The following is a 17,158-nucleotide window of genomic DNA, read 5'->3' as shown; positions in this document are numbered from 1 at the left end:
AGGATCCACGCAAAATCCACCCGGAGCCAACCCAACATCCACCCCCTAAAAAATGGCTCTTCGTACTGATGTGTGGGTGGGTATGCCCAGGTAGCAGAAGGGCACGCCGGTGCAGCGTCTAGGTTTCTGAGCTGTCGAGGAACAGAAACTGCATAGACGGAGAACGACGTGCCCTCTACCAGGGTATGGGGTCGGCTGCTGGGCTTGCCCACCGCGGTCGTGGAGACAGTCGCGTTCGACGAGCACGAGCAGGTGTTCGTCGCTTCGGTCCGAGCCCGCAGGCGTGATCGTGGCCGATGCGGGATCTGCCAGCGCCGCTGCCCCGGGTACGACACCGGGCAGGGACGACGCCGATGGCGGGCGCTGGACCTGGGGACCGTGCGCGCGGTCGTGGAAGCCGACGCGCCCCGGGTGGCCTGTGCCGAGCATGGCGTCGTGGTCGCCGCGGTGCCCTGGGCCCGTCACGGCGCCGGACACACCCGGGCCTTCGACGACACCGTGGCCTGGCTGGCCACCACCTGCTCGAAGACCACGGTGCGGCAGCTGATGCGGATCGCCTGGCCCACCGTCGGCTCGATCATCACCCGGGTCCGGGCCGACATCGACGCCGAGGTGGACCGGCTGGCGGGGTTGCGTCGGATCGGGATCGACGAGATCAGTTACAAGAAAGGCCACAAGTACCTCACCATCGTTGTCGATCACGACACCGGGCGGCTGGTCTGGGCCGCGCCCGGCAACGACAAACAGACATTGACCCAGTTCTTCACGCTGCTGGGGCCCGCGCGCTGCGCGCAGATCACCCATGTGTCCGCGGACGCCGCGGCCTGGATCGCCCGCGTGGTCGAACAGCGCTGCCCGACCGCGATCCGCTGCGCCGACCCGTTCCACGTGGTCAAGTGGGCCACTGACGCGTTGGACGCGGTGCGGCGCCAAGCGTGGAACGCCCTGCGTCGCAGTCCGGGTGGCAGTGGTCGGGATCGCCGGGGCCGCGCCGCGTCGGCCGGGGCGGCGCGAGGGCTCAAACGAGCACGGTGGGCGCTGTGGAAGAACCCGGAGAACCTCACCGACAAGCAGCAGGTCACGCTGGACTGGATCGCCAAGGCCGACCCCCGGCTCTATCGGGCCTACCTGCTCAAGGAAGGACTCCGGTACGTCTTCGCCGTCGGCGGCCAGGACGGCAAGCACGCCTTGACGCGGTGGCTGTCCTGGGCCGCGCGGTGCCGGATACCGGAGTTCGTCAAGCTCGGACGCACGATCCGGACCGAACTCGCCGCCATCCACGCCAGCCTCGATCACGGACTGTCCAACGCCCTGATCGAGTCCACCAACACCAAGATCCGGCTGCTCACCCGGATGGCCTTCGGCTTCAAACGCCCCGAAGCTCTGATCTCGCTGGCACTGCTCGCTCTGGGTGGTTACCGACCGACCCTGCCAGGCCGGTAACCACCCACACATCCCTACCAAGAGCCTAAAAAATCCACCCCCAAACCACCCCCGCAGAACTCCCCCTAATCCGCCACCAGCTTCAGCATCGCCTGAACCGCCCGCTCCGCCTCCTCCGCAGACCGACGCCCAAGCCCACAATTCGTAGCGATATCCACCGACCTCCCAACAGCCTGCTCAACAAGCTCCCGAACCCGCAACTGATCACCCGAATCCTGGAGCTCATGCGCGATGCCAGCGATCAACGGCATCTCCCGCAGCCGCCGCAGCGGGGCATAGAACTCCCCATCCGTGGACGGCGGCTCGTCACCACCCGACATCGGCAGGTGCACGTACTCCAACACCCGCCCATCGGGCCAGCGGCGCACGATCGCGTTGGCCAGCAACACAAGCGGGCCGGCATCCGGCAGCTGTCGCAACGCCCGATGCCCAAGATCACCAAGGCACAGGTGCACGCCGAAACGCGACCCCTCAGGCGCGCGGGCGACTTGCCGTGTCACCAGGTACGCCATGAAGTTCGCCATGGCCGGCCGCAGGAACGCGGGCGCGGAGGCGACGGCGATCAGGGCGGCCGGAACCTCCAGTTGGAACACGACGTCCGGCGCCGCGATGTCGGCGATCTGCTCGGCCACGGCCAGCAGGAACCGGCGGCTGTGCCGGATCGCCCCGAGCGGTCCGAAGGTGAACAGGGCCATGTCGAGGTAGCCGGGAATGCCGACCTGCAACGGAAGTCCGGGATCACCATCCACAACGGACGCCAGGGCGGCCCGGTCCTCGGCCGCGTACTGGGCCAGGCGAAGCGGGATGTGCAGTCGCTGTCCATGTCGGACGGTCAGCAGATCCGTGTCCTCGTAGGAGGTCCAGTCGCCGTCGCGCACGGCCCGGATCTCCGGGCGGGCCTTGAGTTCCTTGACCAGCGGCACGAACCACATCAGCCGTGGCCCGGTCTCGCCGCCGGACAGCCGGCGCAGCTGGCCCCGGACCTCCTCGCCCAGCTGCCACGAGAACGCGGCGCGGGCGTCGGGAAACTGCGGCATGGTGCCGAGAAAGTGCAATCGCCTGCGGGCCATGCCCTTCAGCATTGGCCACGCAGGCGGCTAGGTGGATCTCCGGCGGGCACACGTCATCTGATCGGTTCCCGTCCGGACAGGTTCAGGCCGAGTAGTCGTAGAAGCCGCGGCCCGACTTCTTGCCCAGCAGGCCGGCGTCCACCATGCGCAGCAGCAGCGGCGGCGGGGAGTACAGCGGTTCCTTGAACTCCTCGTACATCGACTCGGCGATCGCCTTGGTGGTGTCCAGGCCGATCAGGTCGGTCAGCTGCAGCGGCCCCATCGGGTGCGCGCAGCCCAGCACCATGCCCTGGTCGATGTCGCCGGCGCTGGCGTAGCCCGACTCCATCATCCGGATCGCCGAGAGCAGGTACGGGATCAGCAGCGAGTTCACCACGAAGCCGGCCCGGTCCTGGGCGGTGATGACCTCCTTGCGCAGCTGCCCGGCGGCGAAGCCGCGGGCCCGCAGCGCCGTCTCCGGGCTGGTCAGCAGCGACGGCACCAGCTCGACCAGCTTCAGCACCGGCACCGGGTTGAAGAAGTGGATGCCGATGACGTTGGCCGGCCGCTGGGTGGCCATGCCCAGCTTCATGATCGGGATCGACGAGGTGTTGGACGCGAAGATCGCGTCCGGGTCGGTGACCACCTTGTCCAGGGTGGTGAACACCTCGGTCTTGACCTGCTCGTTCTCGGCGACGGCCTCGACCACGAGCTCGCGGTCGGCGAAGTCGCCCAGGTCGGTGGTGAACCGCAGCCGGCCGAGCGCCGCGTCCCGGTCGGCCTCCGACAGCTTGCCGCTGCGCACGCCGCGGCCCAGCGACTTGGCGATCCGCTCGCGGCCCGCCTCCATCGCGGTCGGGCTCGCCTCGCTGACCACCACGTCCAGTCCGGCCCGCGCGCACACCTCCGCGATGCCCGAGCCCATCAGTCCGGCGCCCACGACGCCCACCCGGCGGATCTCAGCCACAGGGATCCTTCCTCCTTGCTCGTTCCACGTCGCCGGGCGGGATCGCCGACCGGCGGGTCCAACTGTATCGGCCGGTCACAGCCCGCCGGCGATGCGGAAGACTGCCCCGGTGGCGTAGGAGGCCTGCTCCGACATCAGCCACGAGACGGCGTTGGCGATCTCGGCCGGGTCGCCGGGCCGGGCCATGGGAATCCGGCCGGCCACGTTCCAGGCCCGCTCCGGGTCGCCGGAGACGACGTGGATCTCGGTGTCCACCATGCCCGGGGCCACCGTGTTGACCCGGATGCCCTCCTTGGCGACCTCCTTGGCCAGGCCCACGGTCAGCACGTCGACCGCGCCCTTGGACGCCGCGTAGTGCACGTACTCGCCGGGCCCGCCGTGGATCGGCGCCGACGAGGAGATGAACACGATGGAGCCGCCGTTGCCGCCGCGGGCGGTGGACATCGACTGCACGGCGCGGCGGGCTGACAAGAGCGCGCCGAGCACGTTCACCTCGATCACGTGCCGCAGCTGGCTCACCGGCTGGTCGGCCAGCGGCATCATCGGGCTGGTCACGCCGGCGTTGGCCACCAGGCCGGTGATCTGTCCGAGTTCTTCGCGGGCGGTCCGGAACAGCACCTCGGTGTCGTCCTCGCGGGACACGTCGGCGCGCACCGCGACGCACCGGCCGCCGGCGTCCACCACTTCGCGGACCACTTTCTCCGCGGCGTCGGAGTTCTCCCGGAACGACAGGCACACCGCGTGCCCGTCGGCGGCCAGCCGGCGCACCGCCGCCGCGCCGATGCCGCGACTGCCGCCGGTGACGATCGTGACTGGAGACAACTCGTTTCCCCCTACTCGCACTTGTCAGTACCGGCATCATCTCAAGCGTGGGGGTGCGCTACCGGGTCCTCGGACCCCTCGAGGTGACGATCGACAACAAGCCGACAGCGTTGCCGGCCGCCAAACAGCGGATCGTGCTGGCCGCGCTGCTGCTCAGCGCCAACCGGCCGGTGTCGGTGGACGAGCTGGCCGAGCGGCTGTGGGGGGAGCGGCCGCCGGCCAGCGCGAAGGCGACGTTGCAGGGCTACGTGCTGAGGCTGCGTCGCACGCTGACCGCGTCCGGGGTGGATCCGGTGCGCACCCGGCCGCCCGGCTACCTGATCGAGGTCGAGCCGGAACAACTCGACCTGGACCGATTCAGGGCGCTGGTCGCCGAGGCCGAGGCGGCGCCGGCGACGGTCGCCGCCGGCCTGCTGCGGGAGGCGCTGGACCTGTGGCGCGGGCCGGCGCTGGCCGACGTGCCCTCGCCGTCCCTGCACGCGGTCGCCGGAGTCTGGCTGGCCGAGCTGCGAATCAACGCCCTGGAGCGGCGCATCGACGCCGACCTGCGGCTGGGCCGGCACGCCGACCTGCTGGGCGAACTAGCCGGCCTGGTCGCGGATTCGCCGCTGCACGAGCCGTTCCGAGCTCAGCTCATGCTGGCCCTGCACCGCGCCGGCCGGACCGCCGACGCGCTGGAGACGTATCGGGACGCCCGGGCGGTGATCATCGACGAGCTGGGCATCGAGCCGGGGGAGCGGCTGCGCCAGCTGGAACGCGGCGTGCTGGTCGGGGATCCGGCCCTGGACTGGCGGCCTGAGGTGCCGGACAGAGCTGTCGTCAGGCCGCAGGCGTTGCCGCCGGACGTGCCGCTGGTCGGCCGAGCGTCGCTCGCGGACGAGCTGACCCGGCGGCTGGCCGAGCCGTCCCCGCACAGCGGCATGCCGGTGGTGCAGGTGATCGCCGGCATGTCGGGCGTCGGCAAGTCCGCCCTTGCTGTCCACATAGGCCACCAATTGCGGGATTGCTTCCCCGACGGCCGCCTGCACGCCACGTTGAGCGACGCCACCGGTCCGGTGCACCCGGCCGAGGTGCTGGGCCGGCTGCTGCGGCTGCTCGGCGTGCTCGGCACCCACCTCCCGGACAGTGTGGAGGGCCGTTCTACGTTGCTGCGTGACCGCCTGGCCGGCCGGCGGGTGCTGCTCGTGCTGGACGATGCCGCCGACGAGGCGCAGGTCCGGCCGCTGATCCCGGGCGACGAGTGCTCGGCCGTGCTGGTCACCAGTCGTAACCGGCTGACCGGGCTGGCCGGGGCCCGCACCGTCGACCTGACTGTGCTCGACGACGAGGAGTCGCTGCGGCTGCTGGAGACCGTGCTCGGCGCACAGCGCGTAGCCGCCGAGGTCGAGGCAGCCCGTGACCTGGTCCGGCACTGCGGTGGACTGCCGCTGGCCCTGCGTGTCGCCGCGGCCCGGCTGGCGGCCCGCACGTCGCGGCCGCTGAGCTGGCTGGTGGCTCAGCTGGCCGACGAGCAGCGGCGGCTGGACGGTCTTGAGGCCGGCGACATGCAGGTGCGGGCCAGCCTGGGCGCCGGTTACCGAGCGTTGGACGACGAACGGCGGCGGGCCCTGCGGCTGCTGGGCGCGCTCGACACCATCGACTACTCGCCGCGACTGGCCGCCGCTGTGCTCGACCGGCCGCCGCACCGGGCGGAGCGGCTGGTCGAGGACCTGGTGGACGCTCAGTTGCTGGAACTGACCGGGGTCGCCGACCGCTACCGGATGCACGGCCTGGTCCGCATCTATGCCCGGGAACAGGCCGACGGCGAACGGGATCTGGCGGTGTCCCGGGCGCTGACGGCGTGGCTGGCCGCCGCCGAGGAGGCGGAGACGTCGCTGCCCAACGCCGGGTGGCTGCCGCACCTGCCCGGCCGCGGCACCATGGCCACCGGCGATCCGATGGCCTGGTTCGAGCTGGAACGCCAGGAACTGGCCGTGGCCATCGAGCAGGCGGCCGCTGAAGGGCATGCGCGCCACGCCTGGCGGTTGGCTGCGGCCTGTGAGGGCTTCCTGGAGCTGCGGGGGCACTGGGACGACTGGCGGCGGTGCCAGGAGCGGGCCCTGGTCGCGGCCGTGACTGCCGGTGATCGCTGGGGCGAGGCCCGGATGCGGTACGGGTTGGGACGGCTGTGCTTCGCCCAGGAACGTCACGTGCTGGCCGAGCGGCTGCTGACCCAGGCGTTGGAGTTGTGGCGGGACGACGAGTTGTCGCATGCGCACGCGTTGATGGCGCTCGGCGACGTGCACCATCACAACGGCCGGCTGGACCTGGCCCGGCGCTGCTTCGACGAGGCCGCTGTCGGTTACGCCTCGGCGCACCACGAGCGCGGCGTTGTCAACGTCGGCTTCTGCCTGGGACTGGTGGCACGGGACCTGGGCGACGCCGACGCGGCCAGGACCGCCATGGCGGCGGCGCTGTCGGCGTTTCGCGGCCTCGGCGACTCGTACGGACAGGCCCAGGTGCTGCTGTTCTTGGGCGCCTCGCACTGCAAGTGGGGCGACCAGGACGCCGCCGAGCGCTGCCTGGTGGAGGCCACCGCGCTGTATCGGGGCTTCGGGGACCGGCTCGGGGAGCTGCGCTGCGTGCGGCAGCTCGGGCACGTGCTCGTCACCCGTGGCGAGACCACCCGCGCCGAACGGGTGCTGACCGGCTGCCAGCGGGCGTTCGCCGAGATCGGCGACCTGTTCGGGGAGGGCACCAGCTGCTGGAGCCTGGCCGAACTGGCCTTGCGGGACGGCGACGAGCGGCTCGGCCGCCGGCGGCTGGCCGACGCCCTCGATCTGTTCACCCGGGCCGGGCTCGGGCCGTGGCAGCGGCGCATGCGCGACCGCTTGGCGGAACTGCCCAGGTCAACACCGGTGTGATCGGCCCGGTGACCAGTGCGGCCGATCGGCGGTACCTGTTACGGCCGCCGTTGGTCGGTCGCACAGCTGCGCCGAACGGCATCCGGAGTGACCCCTGCCGCAAGTCGATCACGTGACGCGGATCGCAGCTTGGCGCTGTATCCGCCCCGGCGGGCGCGGGCGGCCGGGATTTCGGTTTCAGGCGGCGGAAACGGGTCCAGAATCGTCCGCATCGGGGTAGCGCACAGCGACCGGGTGACGATTTCCCGGACGGTACCCCTCACGGAGGATTCAGCCAGTCATGAGCGTCACTGCCGAGGCAACCAGCCAGTTCGAGGCGACCCGCAACTCCCGTCCGCTGCCGACCGCGCCGTGCAGCGTCGTGTGGAGCGGTGGGCACGCGTACGTCCTGGAGGGATCGCACGGCCGGGCCCGCTGGGTCGGCGTCGACGACCGCGGCCGCCCGCGCTTCTACACCGGCGACGAACTCCAGCTCCGCGGCTGGTCCCGCTCGCGCTGATTTGCCGCGCGTTCCGCGCGGGGCGAGGTCGCTCGAACCCGGCCTCTTCGCCTAGTCCGGGAAAATCGCTGAACAGACGCGATTTTCCCGGCCCGCGGCTCCAGAGACCGGCGCGACCTCGCGATGTTGCCGGCGACCGAATTCCTGGCTGGCCGGATCCGGCCAGCGGCGCGACGCGCACTCCCGCCGGGCGGGTTCCACGCCGTCGCATAGGCTTGTGGTGTGGTCCAAGGCAACGCGAACGTCCGGTCCGACCGGGTGTTCACCATTCCCAACCTGCTGAGCGTGCTGCGCCTGGCCGGTGTGCCGCTGTTCCTGTGGCTGCTGCTCGGCCCGCACGAGGACGTGTGGGCCATCGTCGTGCTGGCGCTGGCCGCCATCTCCGACTGGTTGGACGGCAAGCTCGCCCGCTGGCTCAACCAGATGAGCCGCCTGGGCACGCTGCTCGACCCGGCCGCCGACCGGCTGTACATCCTGGCCACCGCGTTCGCCTTCGTGGTGCGGGGCATCCTGCCCTGGTGGTTCTTCGCCCTCATCCTGCTGCGTGACGCCGCCGTCTCGCTCTGCCTGCCGCTGCTGCGCCGCGCCGGCTACGACACTCCCGAGGTCATCTACCTCGGCAAGGCCGCCACGTTCTGCCTGCTCTACGCGCTGCCCATCCTGCTGCTGGCCCAGATCGGCCCGACCACGGCCATGATCGCCGGCCCCATCGGCTACGGCTTCGCCTTCTGGGGCCTGGGCATGCACGTCTGGTCCGGCGCCCTCTACGTCGTGCAGAGCCTGAACGCGGTCCGCCACCCCAACCGCTCCTAGGGCACGCTGGCTGGCCGTGACCATCGAGGCCATCGCCACCCCGAGACTGACCCTGCTGCCGCTTCGCGTCGAGCACGCCGAGGAGATGGCCGCCGTGCTGGCGGATCCGGCGCTGCACACGCACATCGGCGGTGTGCCGCTGACCGTCGACGAACTCCGTCGCCGCTACCAACGCCTGACCGCGGGCTCGCCCGATCCGGCAGTCGCCTGGCTCAACTGGGTCATCGACTTCGCCGGCGACCTGGCGGGCACCGTGCAGGCGACCGTCGGTCCCGGACCGACCGCCGAGATCGCCTGGGTCGTCGGCACGTCCTGGCAGCGTCGGGGCATCGCCAAAGAGGCCGCGAAGGGCCTGGTCGACTGGCTCGGGCGGCAGTCGATCCGCACCGTTGTCGCGCACGTCCACCCCGCCAACCACGCCTCCGCGGCTGTTGCGGTCGCGGCCGGCCTGCGTGCCACCGACGAGTGGCAGGACGGTGAGCGCCGGTTTCGTTACAGCTGTTGACTGTAACCCAACCTTGGTCCTACCTTGGGTTCACCGGCAGCGAGGAGGCAGACGTGAGCACCGCGCAGGAGTTGATCGACCGCAGCATCCCGTTCCTCGACGAAGTCAAGAACCGGACCGCGGGCGGCAAGCTGGAGACCTGGCTGAACGAGACGTACGGCCCCGGCACGGCGTTGTACGACGACCTGGCCCGCATGATCAGCGACGGCGTGCGCGAGGGTTGGGCGGCCAACATCGAGGTGGACGGCCCGCACTATCGGCGTAGCCGCATCGCCGATCCGGCCGACGCGCTGAACTACTTCAGCATCACGGCGGTCTACATGGACAGCGTGGAGCCGTTTCGCGGCCAGTACCACCAGCATCCGTACGGCGAGCTGAACCTGGTGGTGCCGCTGACGCCCGGCGCGGAGCTGATGGGCCCGCGTGGCTGGCAGGGCCCCGGGTGGACCGCGCCCGGCCCGGGCAGCCACCACTACCCGGAGGTTCGTGGCGGGGCGCTGATCGCGCTGTTCTACCTGCCCGCTGGCCGGATCTCCTACGACATCACGCCGCCCGCCGCGTAAGTCCACAATGGACCTAACGCAGACCTTGTCGGGCCGGCGGAGCTGCCGCGCCTACCTGTCCACTCCGGTGCCCCGTGAGAAGCTGGAACAGGTGCTGGCGCTGGCCTCCCGCTCGGCCAGCAACTCGAATTCCCAGCCGTGGCAGGTGCATGTGGTGACCGGCCCGGCTCTGCGCCGCCTGACCGAGGACTTGCTCAAGGCCTACGACGCAGGCGATGGCGGCGCCGACTACGACCACCAGCCGCCGGCCGGGAGCTGGCCGGAGCCGTTCCTCGGCCGCCGCCACGAACTCGGCCACCGCCTGTATTCCGAGGCGATGGGCATCGCGCGTGATGACATGGCGGGGCGGATGGCCCACCACCGCCGCAACTACGAGTTCTTCGGCGCGCCGGTCGGTATGGTCCTCACGGTCAGCCGTAGTCGGCGGCAGGGGGCGTTGGTCGACGCCGGCCTGTTCCTCCAGGCGCTGATGCTCGCCGCGCGGGCGGCGGGCCTGGACACCTGCGCGCAGGCGGCGCTGAGCGACTTCGCCCCGGTGCTGCGGCGGAATCTGGACATCCCGGACGACGAACTGGTGGTGTGCGGGCTGTCGCTCGGCTACGGCGATCCCGACCATTCGTCCACTCGTTGCCGTACGTCCCGAGTACCGGTCGCCCGGTTCACGACGTTCCACGAGGACGGCGGGGCATACTCCCGAGAATGAGCGAAGCGCGGCGAAGACGGGACGACTGGCCGGAGGTCGGCTGGACATCGTTGCGGCTGCGGCAGTTCGACAACGCCGAGCAGGCGGAGCTGCACCTGCCGCCGACTGACGACCAGTGCATCGTGCTGGTCGACTCCGGGGTGACGACCATCGAGTCGCGGCACGGAACTTCCTGGCACGGCGCGGCTTACGGCCCCGGACTCATCGGCCTGACCGCGCCGGGGCAGTCCACCGACATCCGCTGGCGCGGCACGGAACGGACTTTCACCACGCATGTCGAGCTTCCCGGCGCGCTGATCGACCGCATCTGCGTGGAGCTGTGGGGCCGGGACGCGACCCGGCTCGGCCGGCCGGACGCGTTGGCCGTGCAGGATCCCGTGCTCTCGTCGGTGATCGGCGCGCTGTGCACGGCCGCCCGCGGCGGGGTGGACGAGTTCTACGCCGAGTCGGCGGCCACGTTCCTGGCCGCGCACCTGCTCACCGTGCACGCGGCCGCGCCACCGCCGCGCGAGCCGGGTCGGGAGGACCGGCGGGTGCGGCGGGCGGCGCGGTTCATCCGCGACAACCACCAACTTCCGTTGACCCTGGCCGAGATGGCGGCCGTGGCCGACCTGAGCCCGTTCCACTTCCTCCGCGTTTTCAAGGCGCACACCGGCGAGACGCCGTACCGGTACCTGACCAAGGTGCGGGTCGACCGCGCCCGCCGGCACCTGGCCCGGCCCGGCCTGTCGGTCACGGAGATCGCCCACCTGTGCGGTTTCGCCTCGCCGTCCCGGCTGGCCGCCGCCTTCCGCAGCGAGACCGGCCAGTCACCGTCCGCGTACCGGGCGGCCGCACCGCAATAATCGGGTGTTGACAACGCAATCCGTGGAATGCGCCGGCGTGGTCGGTTACCTACGGTTCTCGGCGTGTCCACGAACGACTCGGTCGAGGTGACCTGCACGGTCAACGGCGAACCCGTCCAGCTCCGGCTGGATCCGCGGGAGTCGCTGCTGGACGTGCTCCGCGAACGGCTTGTCCTGACCGGCACCAAGAAAGGCTGCGACCACGGCCACTGCGGCGCGTGCACGGTGCACCTGGCCGGCCGCCGCGTGGTGTCCTGTCTGACCCCGGCCGTGCAGGTCGACGGCCAGGACGTGCGGACCATCGAGGGTGTCGCCGGCCCGGACGGCGAGCTGCATCCGTTGCAACAGGCCTTCGTCGACAACGACGCGCTCCAGTGCGGCTACTGCACGCCCGGCCAGATCATGTCCGGGCTGGCCTGCATCGCCGAGGGGCATACGGTCGACGATGACCAGATCCGCGAGTACCTCAGTGGAAACGTCTGCCGCTGCGGCGCTTACGTCGGCATCGTCGCGGCCGTGCGGCAGGCCGCCGGCGCGGCGCGGGAGGGCTGACCCGTGCGACCGTTCGCCTACGCCGCGCCGGGCAGCCTTCCGGCAGTGCTCGACGCGTTGCGGGATGCCCGGCCGGGAACCAAGATCCTGGCCGGTGGCACCACCTTGTACGACTTGATGAAGCTCGGCGTCGAGGCGCCGCCGGCGGTGATCGACGTGCACCGGCTGCCGGAGCTGACCGGCATCTCGGTCACCGAGACCGAGTTGGTCTTCGGGGCCGGCGTGCGGATGGCCGACGTGTCCGACCATCCGGTGGTGAGTGCCGACTATCCGGCGCTGGCTGAGTCGATCTGGCGGGCAGCCTCCCAGCAGCTGCGCAACATGGCCACGCTGGGCGGGAACTTGTTGCAGCGCACCAGGTGCAGCTACTTCCGGGACACGGACTTCGCCTGCAACAAGCGCAAGCCGGGCAGCGGGTGCGACGCGATGGAGGGCCTGGACCGGCACAACGCGTTGCTGGGAGCCAGTTCCTCGTGCAGCGCGACCTATGCCGGCGACTTCGCCATCGCGCTGGTGGCCTTCGACGCCGTCGTGGACGTGGCCGGGCCCTTGGGGGAGCGTTCGCTGGCGCTGGCCGATCTGCACGTCGAGCCGGGTGAGAACCCGGACCGGGAACATGTTCTGGCGGCCGACGAACTGATCGTGCGCATCCGGGTGCCGCTCACCGCCGTCGGTCGGGGCTCCACCTATCTGAAGATTCGGGACCGCGAGTCCTACGCGTTCGCTCTGGCCTCGGCGGCGATCGGGCTGGTGCTCGACGACGGCGGCGTGGTCACCGAGAGCCGGATCGCGCTGGGCGGGGTGGCCACTCGGCCGTGGCGGGCGGTCGAGGCGGAGCGGTCCCTGTTGGGCAGCGTGCTCACCGAGGAGTCGGCGCGGCGGGCCGGGGAGATCGCCTTCGCGGCTGCACGGCCCGGCCACACCAATGGATTCCGAGTCGAGCTGGGCATTCGCACGGTCGCCGAGGCCGTGCGGATCGCCGGGAAGCGGGCCGTCCGATGAGGGTCGACGCGTACGACAAGGTCGCCGGGAAGGCGCTCTACGGCGCCGACCGCGTGCGGCCCGGGATGGCGTTCGCCGCCCTGGCCCTGGCCAAGGTCGGCCGAGGTCGACTGTCCAGTGTGGACACCAGTGCGGCGCTGGCCGTGCCGGGGGTGCTGCTGGTGGAGACCCGGTTCGACGGTGAGCTGGCCGGTCCTGGGTTCGTGATGGCCGGCGGCTTCGGTTTCCAGAGCCTGCAACCGATGACCGGCGATCACATCGCCTACCGCGGCCAGCCCATCGCGATTGTGGTGGCCGAGACCCCGGTTGCCGCGACCGAGGCCGCCGAGGCGATCACCGCCGAGTACGAGCCGGAGCCGTTCGCTCTGCACCTGGACTCCGAGGGCGCCACCACACTGGTCCAGGAGGAGGCGATCCCGCTGCCGTTCCTGGCCGACATCAAGGTCGGCGACCCGGACGCGGTGATCGCCGGCAGCCCGGTCCAGATCGACAACGTGTACGAGCATCCGCCGCAGCACGCCGTGCCGATGGAGCTCAACGGCGGCGTCGTGGAGTGGCAGGGCGACACGCTGATCGTGCATGAGGGCACCCAGAACGCCAACGCCGTGCGCTACGGCCTCGCGCAGCAGCTCGGCATCGACGCCGGGAACATCGAGGTGCGGTCGCCCTATCTCGGCGGCGGCTTCGGCCAGAAGAACTCGTTGTTGCTCCACTTGGGACCGATGGCTGTCCTGTCCCGGCGGCTGGGCCGTCCGGTGAAGCTGGTGCTGGCCCGCCCGCAAACGTTTCAGAACGGCAGTTTCCGGCCGGCCAGCAAGCACCGGATCCGGCTCGGCGCTGACGAGTCCGGCCGGATCCTGGCCGCCATCCACGAGGTTGACCAGCAGACCTCCCGGCACGATCTGTTTCCCGCCATGCATACCGAGGTCACCGGCCGGCTGTACGGGTTCTCCGCCTTCCGTGGGCGGCAGCGGCTGGTGCAGACCGACGTGCAGACCCCCGGCTACATGCGGGCCCCGTTTGAGAGCCCGTCGATGTTCGCCTTCGAACAGGCCGTGGACGAGCTCGCGCTGGCCGTCGGCCGGGATCCGGTGGAACTTCGGCTGGCCAACGACACCGACACCGATCCGATCACTGGACTGCCGTTCTCCAGCCGTCACGTCGGCGACTGCCTGCGGCGCGGCGCCGAACTCTTCGGCTGGTCCGGTCGAAATCCCGAGCCCCGGTCGATGCGGGCCGAGGACGGTTCGCTCGTCGGCTGGGGTGTGGCCATCGGCAACTATCCCGGCAACGTCGCCGCCGCCATGGCCACTCTCACCGCCGACGCTGACGGTCGGGTCACGGTCAGTGTCGACGGACACGAGATGGGGCAAGGGATCCGTTCCTCCATCGCCCTGCATGTGGCCCAGGATTTAGGCATTCCCGCCACCGATGTGGTCGTCCAGGTCGGGGACACCACTGTCGGCACCCAGCACCTCACCGCGGGCTCGTGGGGCACCGCCACCGCGCTACCGGCCGTCCACTCCGGACTGCGTGAGCTTCGCAAGCTGTTGAACGTCGCCGACACCGGTGACGTCGATGTCGCCGCGGCCGTCGCCATCGCCGGCCATCCGGTCCGGGTCACGGTCGATTCCCTTGGCCCCGGCCAATCTCGGGACGTTCTGGCCCAGTTGCGGTCCGGTCACCTGGCGATCGCCGGCCCGGTGTTCCCGGGCTTCGTCACCTTCAGCTGGATCGCGCACTTCGTCGAGGTCCGGGTCGAGCTCGGCACCTGCCGCATCCGCGTGCCCCGAGTCGTGAGCGTCGCAGACTGCGGCCGGGTCGCCAGCCCGGTCACCGCCACCAGCCAGGTCCGCGGCGGCGTCATCTGGGGCATCGGCGCCGCGCTGCGCGAGGAAACCCTGACCGACGACCGGTTCGGCTTCCTCAACACCACGCTTGAGGAGTACCCGGTCATGGTCAACGCCGACGTCCACCGCATCGACGTCGACTTCATCGACAAGCCCGACTACCAGTTCAACCCCGTCGGTGTGAAAGGCCTGGGCGAGGTCTCCATGGTCGGCGCGGCCGCCGCCGTGGCCAACGCCGTCCACCACGCCACCGGTCGACGCCACCACAGACTGCCGATCCGCCTTGAGCACGTCCTCTGACCGGCCATCGGTCAGCGCCCCGGACGCGTTGAGCCCGGAGGCGCTGGCCGATGCCCGGCAGGGGCAGCCGCGACGCGGACTGCTGGGGCTGCTGTTCGTGGTGCCGGCGGCGGTGCTGCTCGCCGTTGGCTGGGGCGGCCCGGTGCACACGTTCGAGGTGCTCGGGCCGCTGCTGACGTTCGCGTTGCCGATCGTCGCGGTGATCGCCTTCTGGTGGCAGGACTGGCCGGGCTCGCTGCTCAGTGGCGGGTGGTCGGGTCTCGGTGACACGGCGATCGTCGCAGCCGGGGGAGTGGTGCTGACGCTCCTGGGCCAAGGCCTGCTCGAAGGTATTGACCTGCAAGGGGTTTTCGCTCGCGGGGCGTCGGTGGAGGTGCCGCTCGCGGTGGCCATCTTCGGCGTCATCCTGCAACTCACCCTGGTCGGTGAGTGCTGGCCGCTGCGTGGCCTGTCCCGGATCTGGTCGGGCCTGGCCGCGCTGGTGCTGTGCTGGCTCGTCGGCCTGTCCGTCTACAGTGGACTCGTTGGAACTGGCTCGGTCACCGGTGAAGTCTTCGCCAGCTGGTTTGCGGCCCTCGGCGTCTGGCAGATGGTCTGGTACGTGGCGTTGCGGGGCTGGCCGTTCGCCCGGATCCGGCGTCGCGCGGTCCGGCTGGTCACGGCCCACCTCTCCGTCCTCGCCTGCGGCTGGATCAGTTACCTTGTCGCGGAACGGGTTCTGGGCTGGGAGCCCGGCCGGATCGCCGAGGTCTCCGGCTCGGCCATCGCCGCCATTCTCGTGATCGCCATGCTGTTCGAGGCCTGGCCGACGATCCGGCTCACGGTGGTGCCCGGCCGCAGCATCATGCTGGTGCTGATGGCGGTTCTCACCGCGATCCTGGCCGTGTTGTTGCCGCTGGTCGCAGCCGGCCTCGGCCTGTCCGACCGGCAGTCGCTGAGCTGGTCCACCCATGCCACCCTGAATGCCCTGAGCCTCGCCGTGATCCTGCACGTGGCCGTCTGGCGGCGTTGGCTCGCGGACTAGGGCTGCCACAATGGCTGGGGGATTTCCGGGGTATACGGGCGACCCCACCGATTGCGGCTGCTGACCTCGTGCACCGGCCGGCGGTTGGCGGCGACGCCCCAGCGACCGAGCGGGTAGCCCAGGGCCAGCATGGCTGTCATCTGCCACCCCTCGTGGGTGGGCACGCCGAGCAGCTTGTGCACCTCGTCAGCCTTGTACCGCAACATGGTGGTGATCGTGCCGCCGACGCCCTCGGCGCGGGCCGCAAGCAGGGCGCTCCAGATGGCGGGGTAGATGTTCGCGCCGCCGTGGTCGTCGATGGCGAACACGAACAGCAGCAGCGGGATCTCCTCGAAGTGCTCGGTCAGGTAATCGCCGGACTTCTTGATCCGGCCCATGGTCTCGGCGTGCGCGGCGGGATCGTGCACGGTCCGGGCGAGCGTGCCGGCGGTGAACTCGGCGTACTCGATCTCGCGGGCGGCGCGGTAGAGCGCGGCGAGCTCGGCCTTGAGCGTCGGGTCGTCCACGGCGAGGAAGTGCCAGCGCTGGGCGTTGCCGCCATTGGGGGCCCGAATCGCCGCGTCCAGGATCCGGCCCTGCACCTCGACGGGCACCGCATCCGGGCGCATCCGGCGCATCATCCTGGTGGTGTACAACGCTTCGCGCACGTCCATGGTCACTCCTTGCCGACGGCCGGCCACAGCACGGCCACCACCCGCTCGGCGAGGTCCTTGGTCGGCTCGCCGCGGTAGAAGGCGGCGAAGTAGCTGCCGAAGCACATGATCGCGATGGTGTGCGGGTCGATGCCCTCGCGGACGGCGCCGCGGTCCCGCAGGCACGTGAGGAGGTCCTCGACCAGCGACACCCGGGGCTCGACGGCGTGCGTGCGCAGCAGGTCCAGCAGCTCCGGGGTGCGGATGGCCTCGCCGGCGAAGTTGCCCATCAGCACCATGGCGTCCGGGTTGAAGTAGGCCGGGTCGAGCCGTCGCACCGCCTCGGTCAGCGCCTCCCGCGGCGACAGGTCGGACAGGTCGATCGTGTACATGTCGCGCTGCCGCCGGAAGCCGTAGTCCAGCGCGTCCACCACGAGGTCGAACTTGGTGGCCCAGCGGCGGTACAGCGTCGGCCGGGTGACGCCCGCGTCGGCGGCGATGTCGCCGATCGTCATCCGCGAGTACCCGTCCCGCACCAGCCGCTCCCGGGTGGCCAGGATGATCGCCTCGTCGATGGCCGCGTCCCGGGGCCGTCCGCCGAGGTTGCGCTCGCTGTCGTGGGCCATGCCCTCACCGTACCGGATAAGTTACAGCCCTTGGTTGTAACCTCGACACGGTTAGGTTAC

The 17,158-nt window shown here is 70.7% G+C and carries 17 protein-coding genes; 12 read left to right on the top strand and 5 right to left on the bottom strand.

Annotation, left to right across the window (positions count from 1 at the left end):
- Positions 1-168: 168 nt before the first annotated feature.
- Positions 169-1,443: an ISL3 family transposase gene (locus tag JJ691_RS20220; protein ID WP_211765917.1), complete on the top strand. Its 1,275-nt coding sequence runs from the start codon at positions 169-171 to the stop codon at positions 1,441-1,443.
- Between the two features lie 65 nt (positions 1,444-1,508).
- On the opposite strand, the gene JJ691_RS20215 is transcribed toward JJ691_RS20220, so the two are convergent.
- From JJ691_RS20215 to JJ691_RS20205, 3 genes are all read right to left on the bottom strand, one after another.
- Complete coding sequence (locus tag JJ691_RS20215; protein ID WP_211770295.1) at positions 1,509-2,525, bottom strand: hypothetical protein; 1,017 nt, start codon at positions 2,523-2,525, stop codon at positions 1,509-1,511.
- A gap of 70 nt (positions 2,526-2,595) precedes the next feature.
- Positions 2,596-3,459 carry a 3-hydroxybutyryl-CoA dehydrogenase gene (locus JJ691_RS20210; protein ID WP_211770294.1) on the bottom strand — a complete coding sequence of 288 codons (864 nt, stop codon included), beginning with the start codon at positions 3,457-3,459 and terminating at the stop codon, positions 2,596-2,598.
- A gap of 75 nt (positions 3,460-3,534) precedes the next feature.
- Complete coding sequence (locus tag JJ691_RS20205; protein ID WP_211770293.1) at positions 3,535-4,281, bottom strand: SDR family oxidoreductase; 747 nt, start codon at positions 4,279-4,281, stop codon at positions 3,535-3,537.
- 47 nt (positions 4,282-4,328) lie between these two features.
- Here JJ691_RS20205 and JJ691_RS20200 point away from each other — a divergent pair, with 47 nt between their 5' ends.
- The 11 genes from JJ691_RS20200 to JJ691_RS20150 all read left to right on the top strand — a co-directional run bounded on the left by JJ691_RS20200 (position 4,329) and on the right by JJ691_RS20150 (position 15,840).
- Positions 4,329-7,184 (top strand): AfsR/SARP family transcriptional regulator, encoded by a 2,856-nt coding sequence (locus tag JJ691_RS20200; RefSeq protein WP_211770292.1) that lies wholly within the window; start codon positions 4,329-4,331, stop codon positions 7,182-7,184.
- Between the two features lie 280 nt (positions 7,185-7,464).
- Positions 7,465-7,683 (top strand): hypothetical protein, encoded by a 219-nt coding sequence (locus JJ691_RS20195; protein ID WP_211770291.1) that lies wholly within the window; start codon positions 7,465-7,467, stop codon positions 7,681-7,683.
- 222 nt (positions 7,684-7,905) lie between these two features.
- Positions 7,906-8,496 (top strand): CDP-alcohol phosphatidyltransferase family protein, encoded by a 591-nt coding sequence (locus tag JJ691_RS20190; protein ID WP_211770290.1) that lies wholly within the window; start codon positions 7,906-7,908, stop codon positions 8,494-8,496.
- Positions 8,497-8,512: 16 nt separating this feature from the next.
- Positions 8,513-9,001 (top strand): GNAT family N-acetyltransferase, encoded by a 489-nt coding sequence (locus tag JJ691_RS20185; RefSeq protein ID WP_249228061.1) that lies wholly within the window; start codon positions 8,513-8,515, stop codon positions 8,999-9,001.
- Between the two features lie 53 nt (positions 9,002-9,054).
- Positions 9,055-9,564 (top strand): DUF4863 family protein, encoded by a 510-nt coding sequence (locus JJ691_RS20180; RefSeq protein ID WP_211770289.1) that lies wholly within the window; start codon positions 9,055-9,057, stop codon positions 9,562-9,564.
- 7 nt (positions 9,565-9,571) lie between these two features.
- Positions 9,572-10,267, top strand: a complete 696-nt coding sequence (locus JJ691_RS20175; RefSeq protein WP_211770288.1) for a nitroreductase — start codon at positions 9,572-9,574, stop codon at positions 10,265-10,267.
- On the top strand, positions 10,264-11,112 hold the full coding sequence (locus JJ691_RS20170) for a helix-turn-helix domain-containing protein (RefSeq protein ID WP_211770287.1): 849 nt from the start codon (positions 10,264-10,266) through the stop codon (positions 11,110-11,112). Before JJ691_RS20175 ends, JJ691_RS20170 begins: the two co-directional genes overlap by 4 nt.
- Positions 11,113-11,175: 63 nt before the next feature.
- Positions 11,176-11,664: a (2Fe-2S)-binding protein gene (locus tag JJ691_RS20165; RefSeq protein WP_249228060.1), complete on the top strand. Its 489-nt coding sequence runs from the start codon at positions 11,176-11,178 to the stop codon at positions 11,662-11,664.
- A 3-nt stretch (positions 11,665-11,667) separates the two neighbouring features.
- Positions 11,668-12,666, top strand: a complete 999-nt coding sequence (locus tag JJ691_RS20160; protein ID WP_211770285.1) for an FAD binding domain-containing protein — start codon at positions 11,668-11,670, stop codon at positions 12,664-12,666.
- Positions 12,663-14,816 (top strand): xanthine dehydrogenase family protein molybdopterin-binding subunit, encoded by a 2,154-nt coding sequence (locus tag JJ691_RS20155; protein WP_211770284.1) that lies wholly within the window; start codon positions 12,663-12,665, stop codon positions 14,814-14,816. The genes JJ691_RS20160 and JJ691_RS20155 overlap by 4 nt, the downstream gene beginning before the upstream one ends.
- Positions 14,800-15,840, top strand: a complete 1,041-nt coding sequence (locus tag JJ691_RS20150; protein ID WP_211770283.1) for a hypothetical protein — start codon at positions 14,800-14,802, stop codon at positions 15,838-15,840. The genes JJ691_RS20155 and JJ691_RS20150 overlap by 17 nt, the downstream gene beginning before the upstream one ends.
- Here JJ691_RS20150 and JJ691_RS20145 read toward each other — a convergent pair.
- A complete protein-coding gene (locus JJ691_RS20145) occupies positions 15,837-16,493 on the bottom strand; it encodes a nitroreductase family protein (protein WP_211770282.1) in 657 nt (218 codons plus the stop codon). The two genes, JJ691_RS20150 and JJ691_RS20145, sit on opposite strands and share 4 nt — an antisense overlap.
- A gap of 2 nt (positions 16,494-16,495) precedes the next feature.
- Positions 16,496-17,098, bottom strand: coding sequence for a TetR/AcrR family transcriptional regulator (locus tag JJ691_RS20140; RefSeq protein ID WP_211770281.1), 603 nt, complete (start codon positions 17,096-17,098; stop codon positions 16,496-16,498).
- Positions 17,099-17,158: the final 60 nt, after the last annotated feature.

Source organism: Kutzneria sp. CA-103260, assembly GCF_018263855.1.
Taxonomy (GTDB): Bacteria; Actinomycetota; Actinomycetes; order Mycobacteriales; family Pseudonocardiaceae; genus Kutzneria.
The sequence above is the reverse complement of the archived record's forward strand: the minus strand, read 5'-3'. Positions and strand labels throughout refer to the sequence as shown.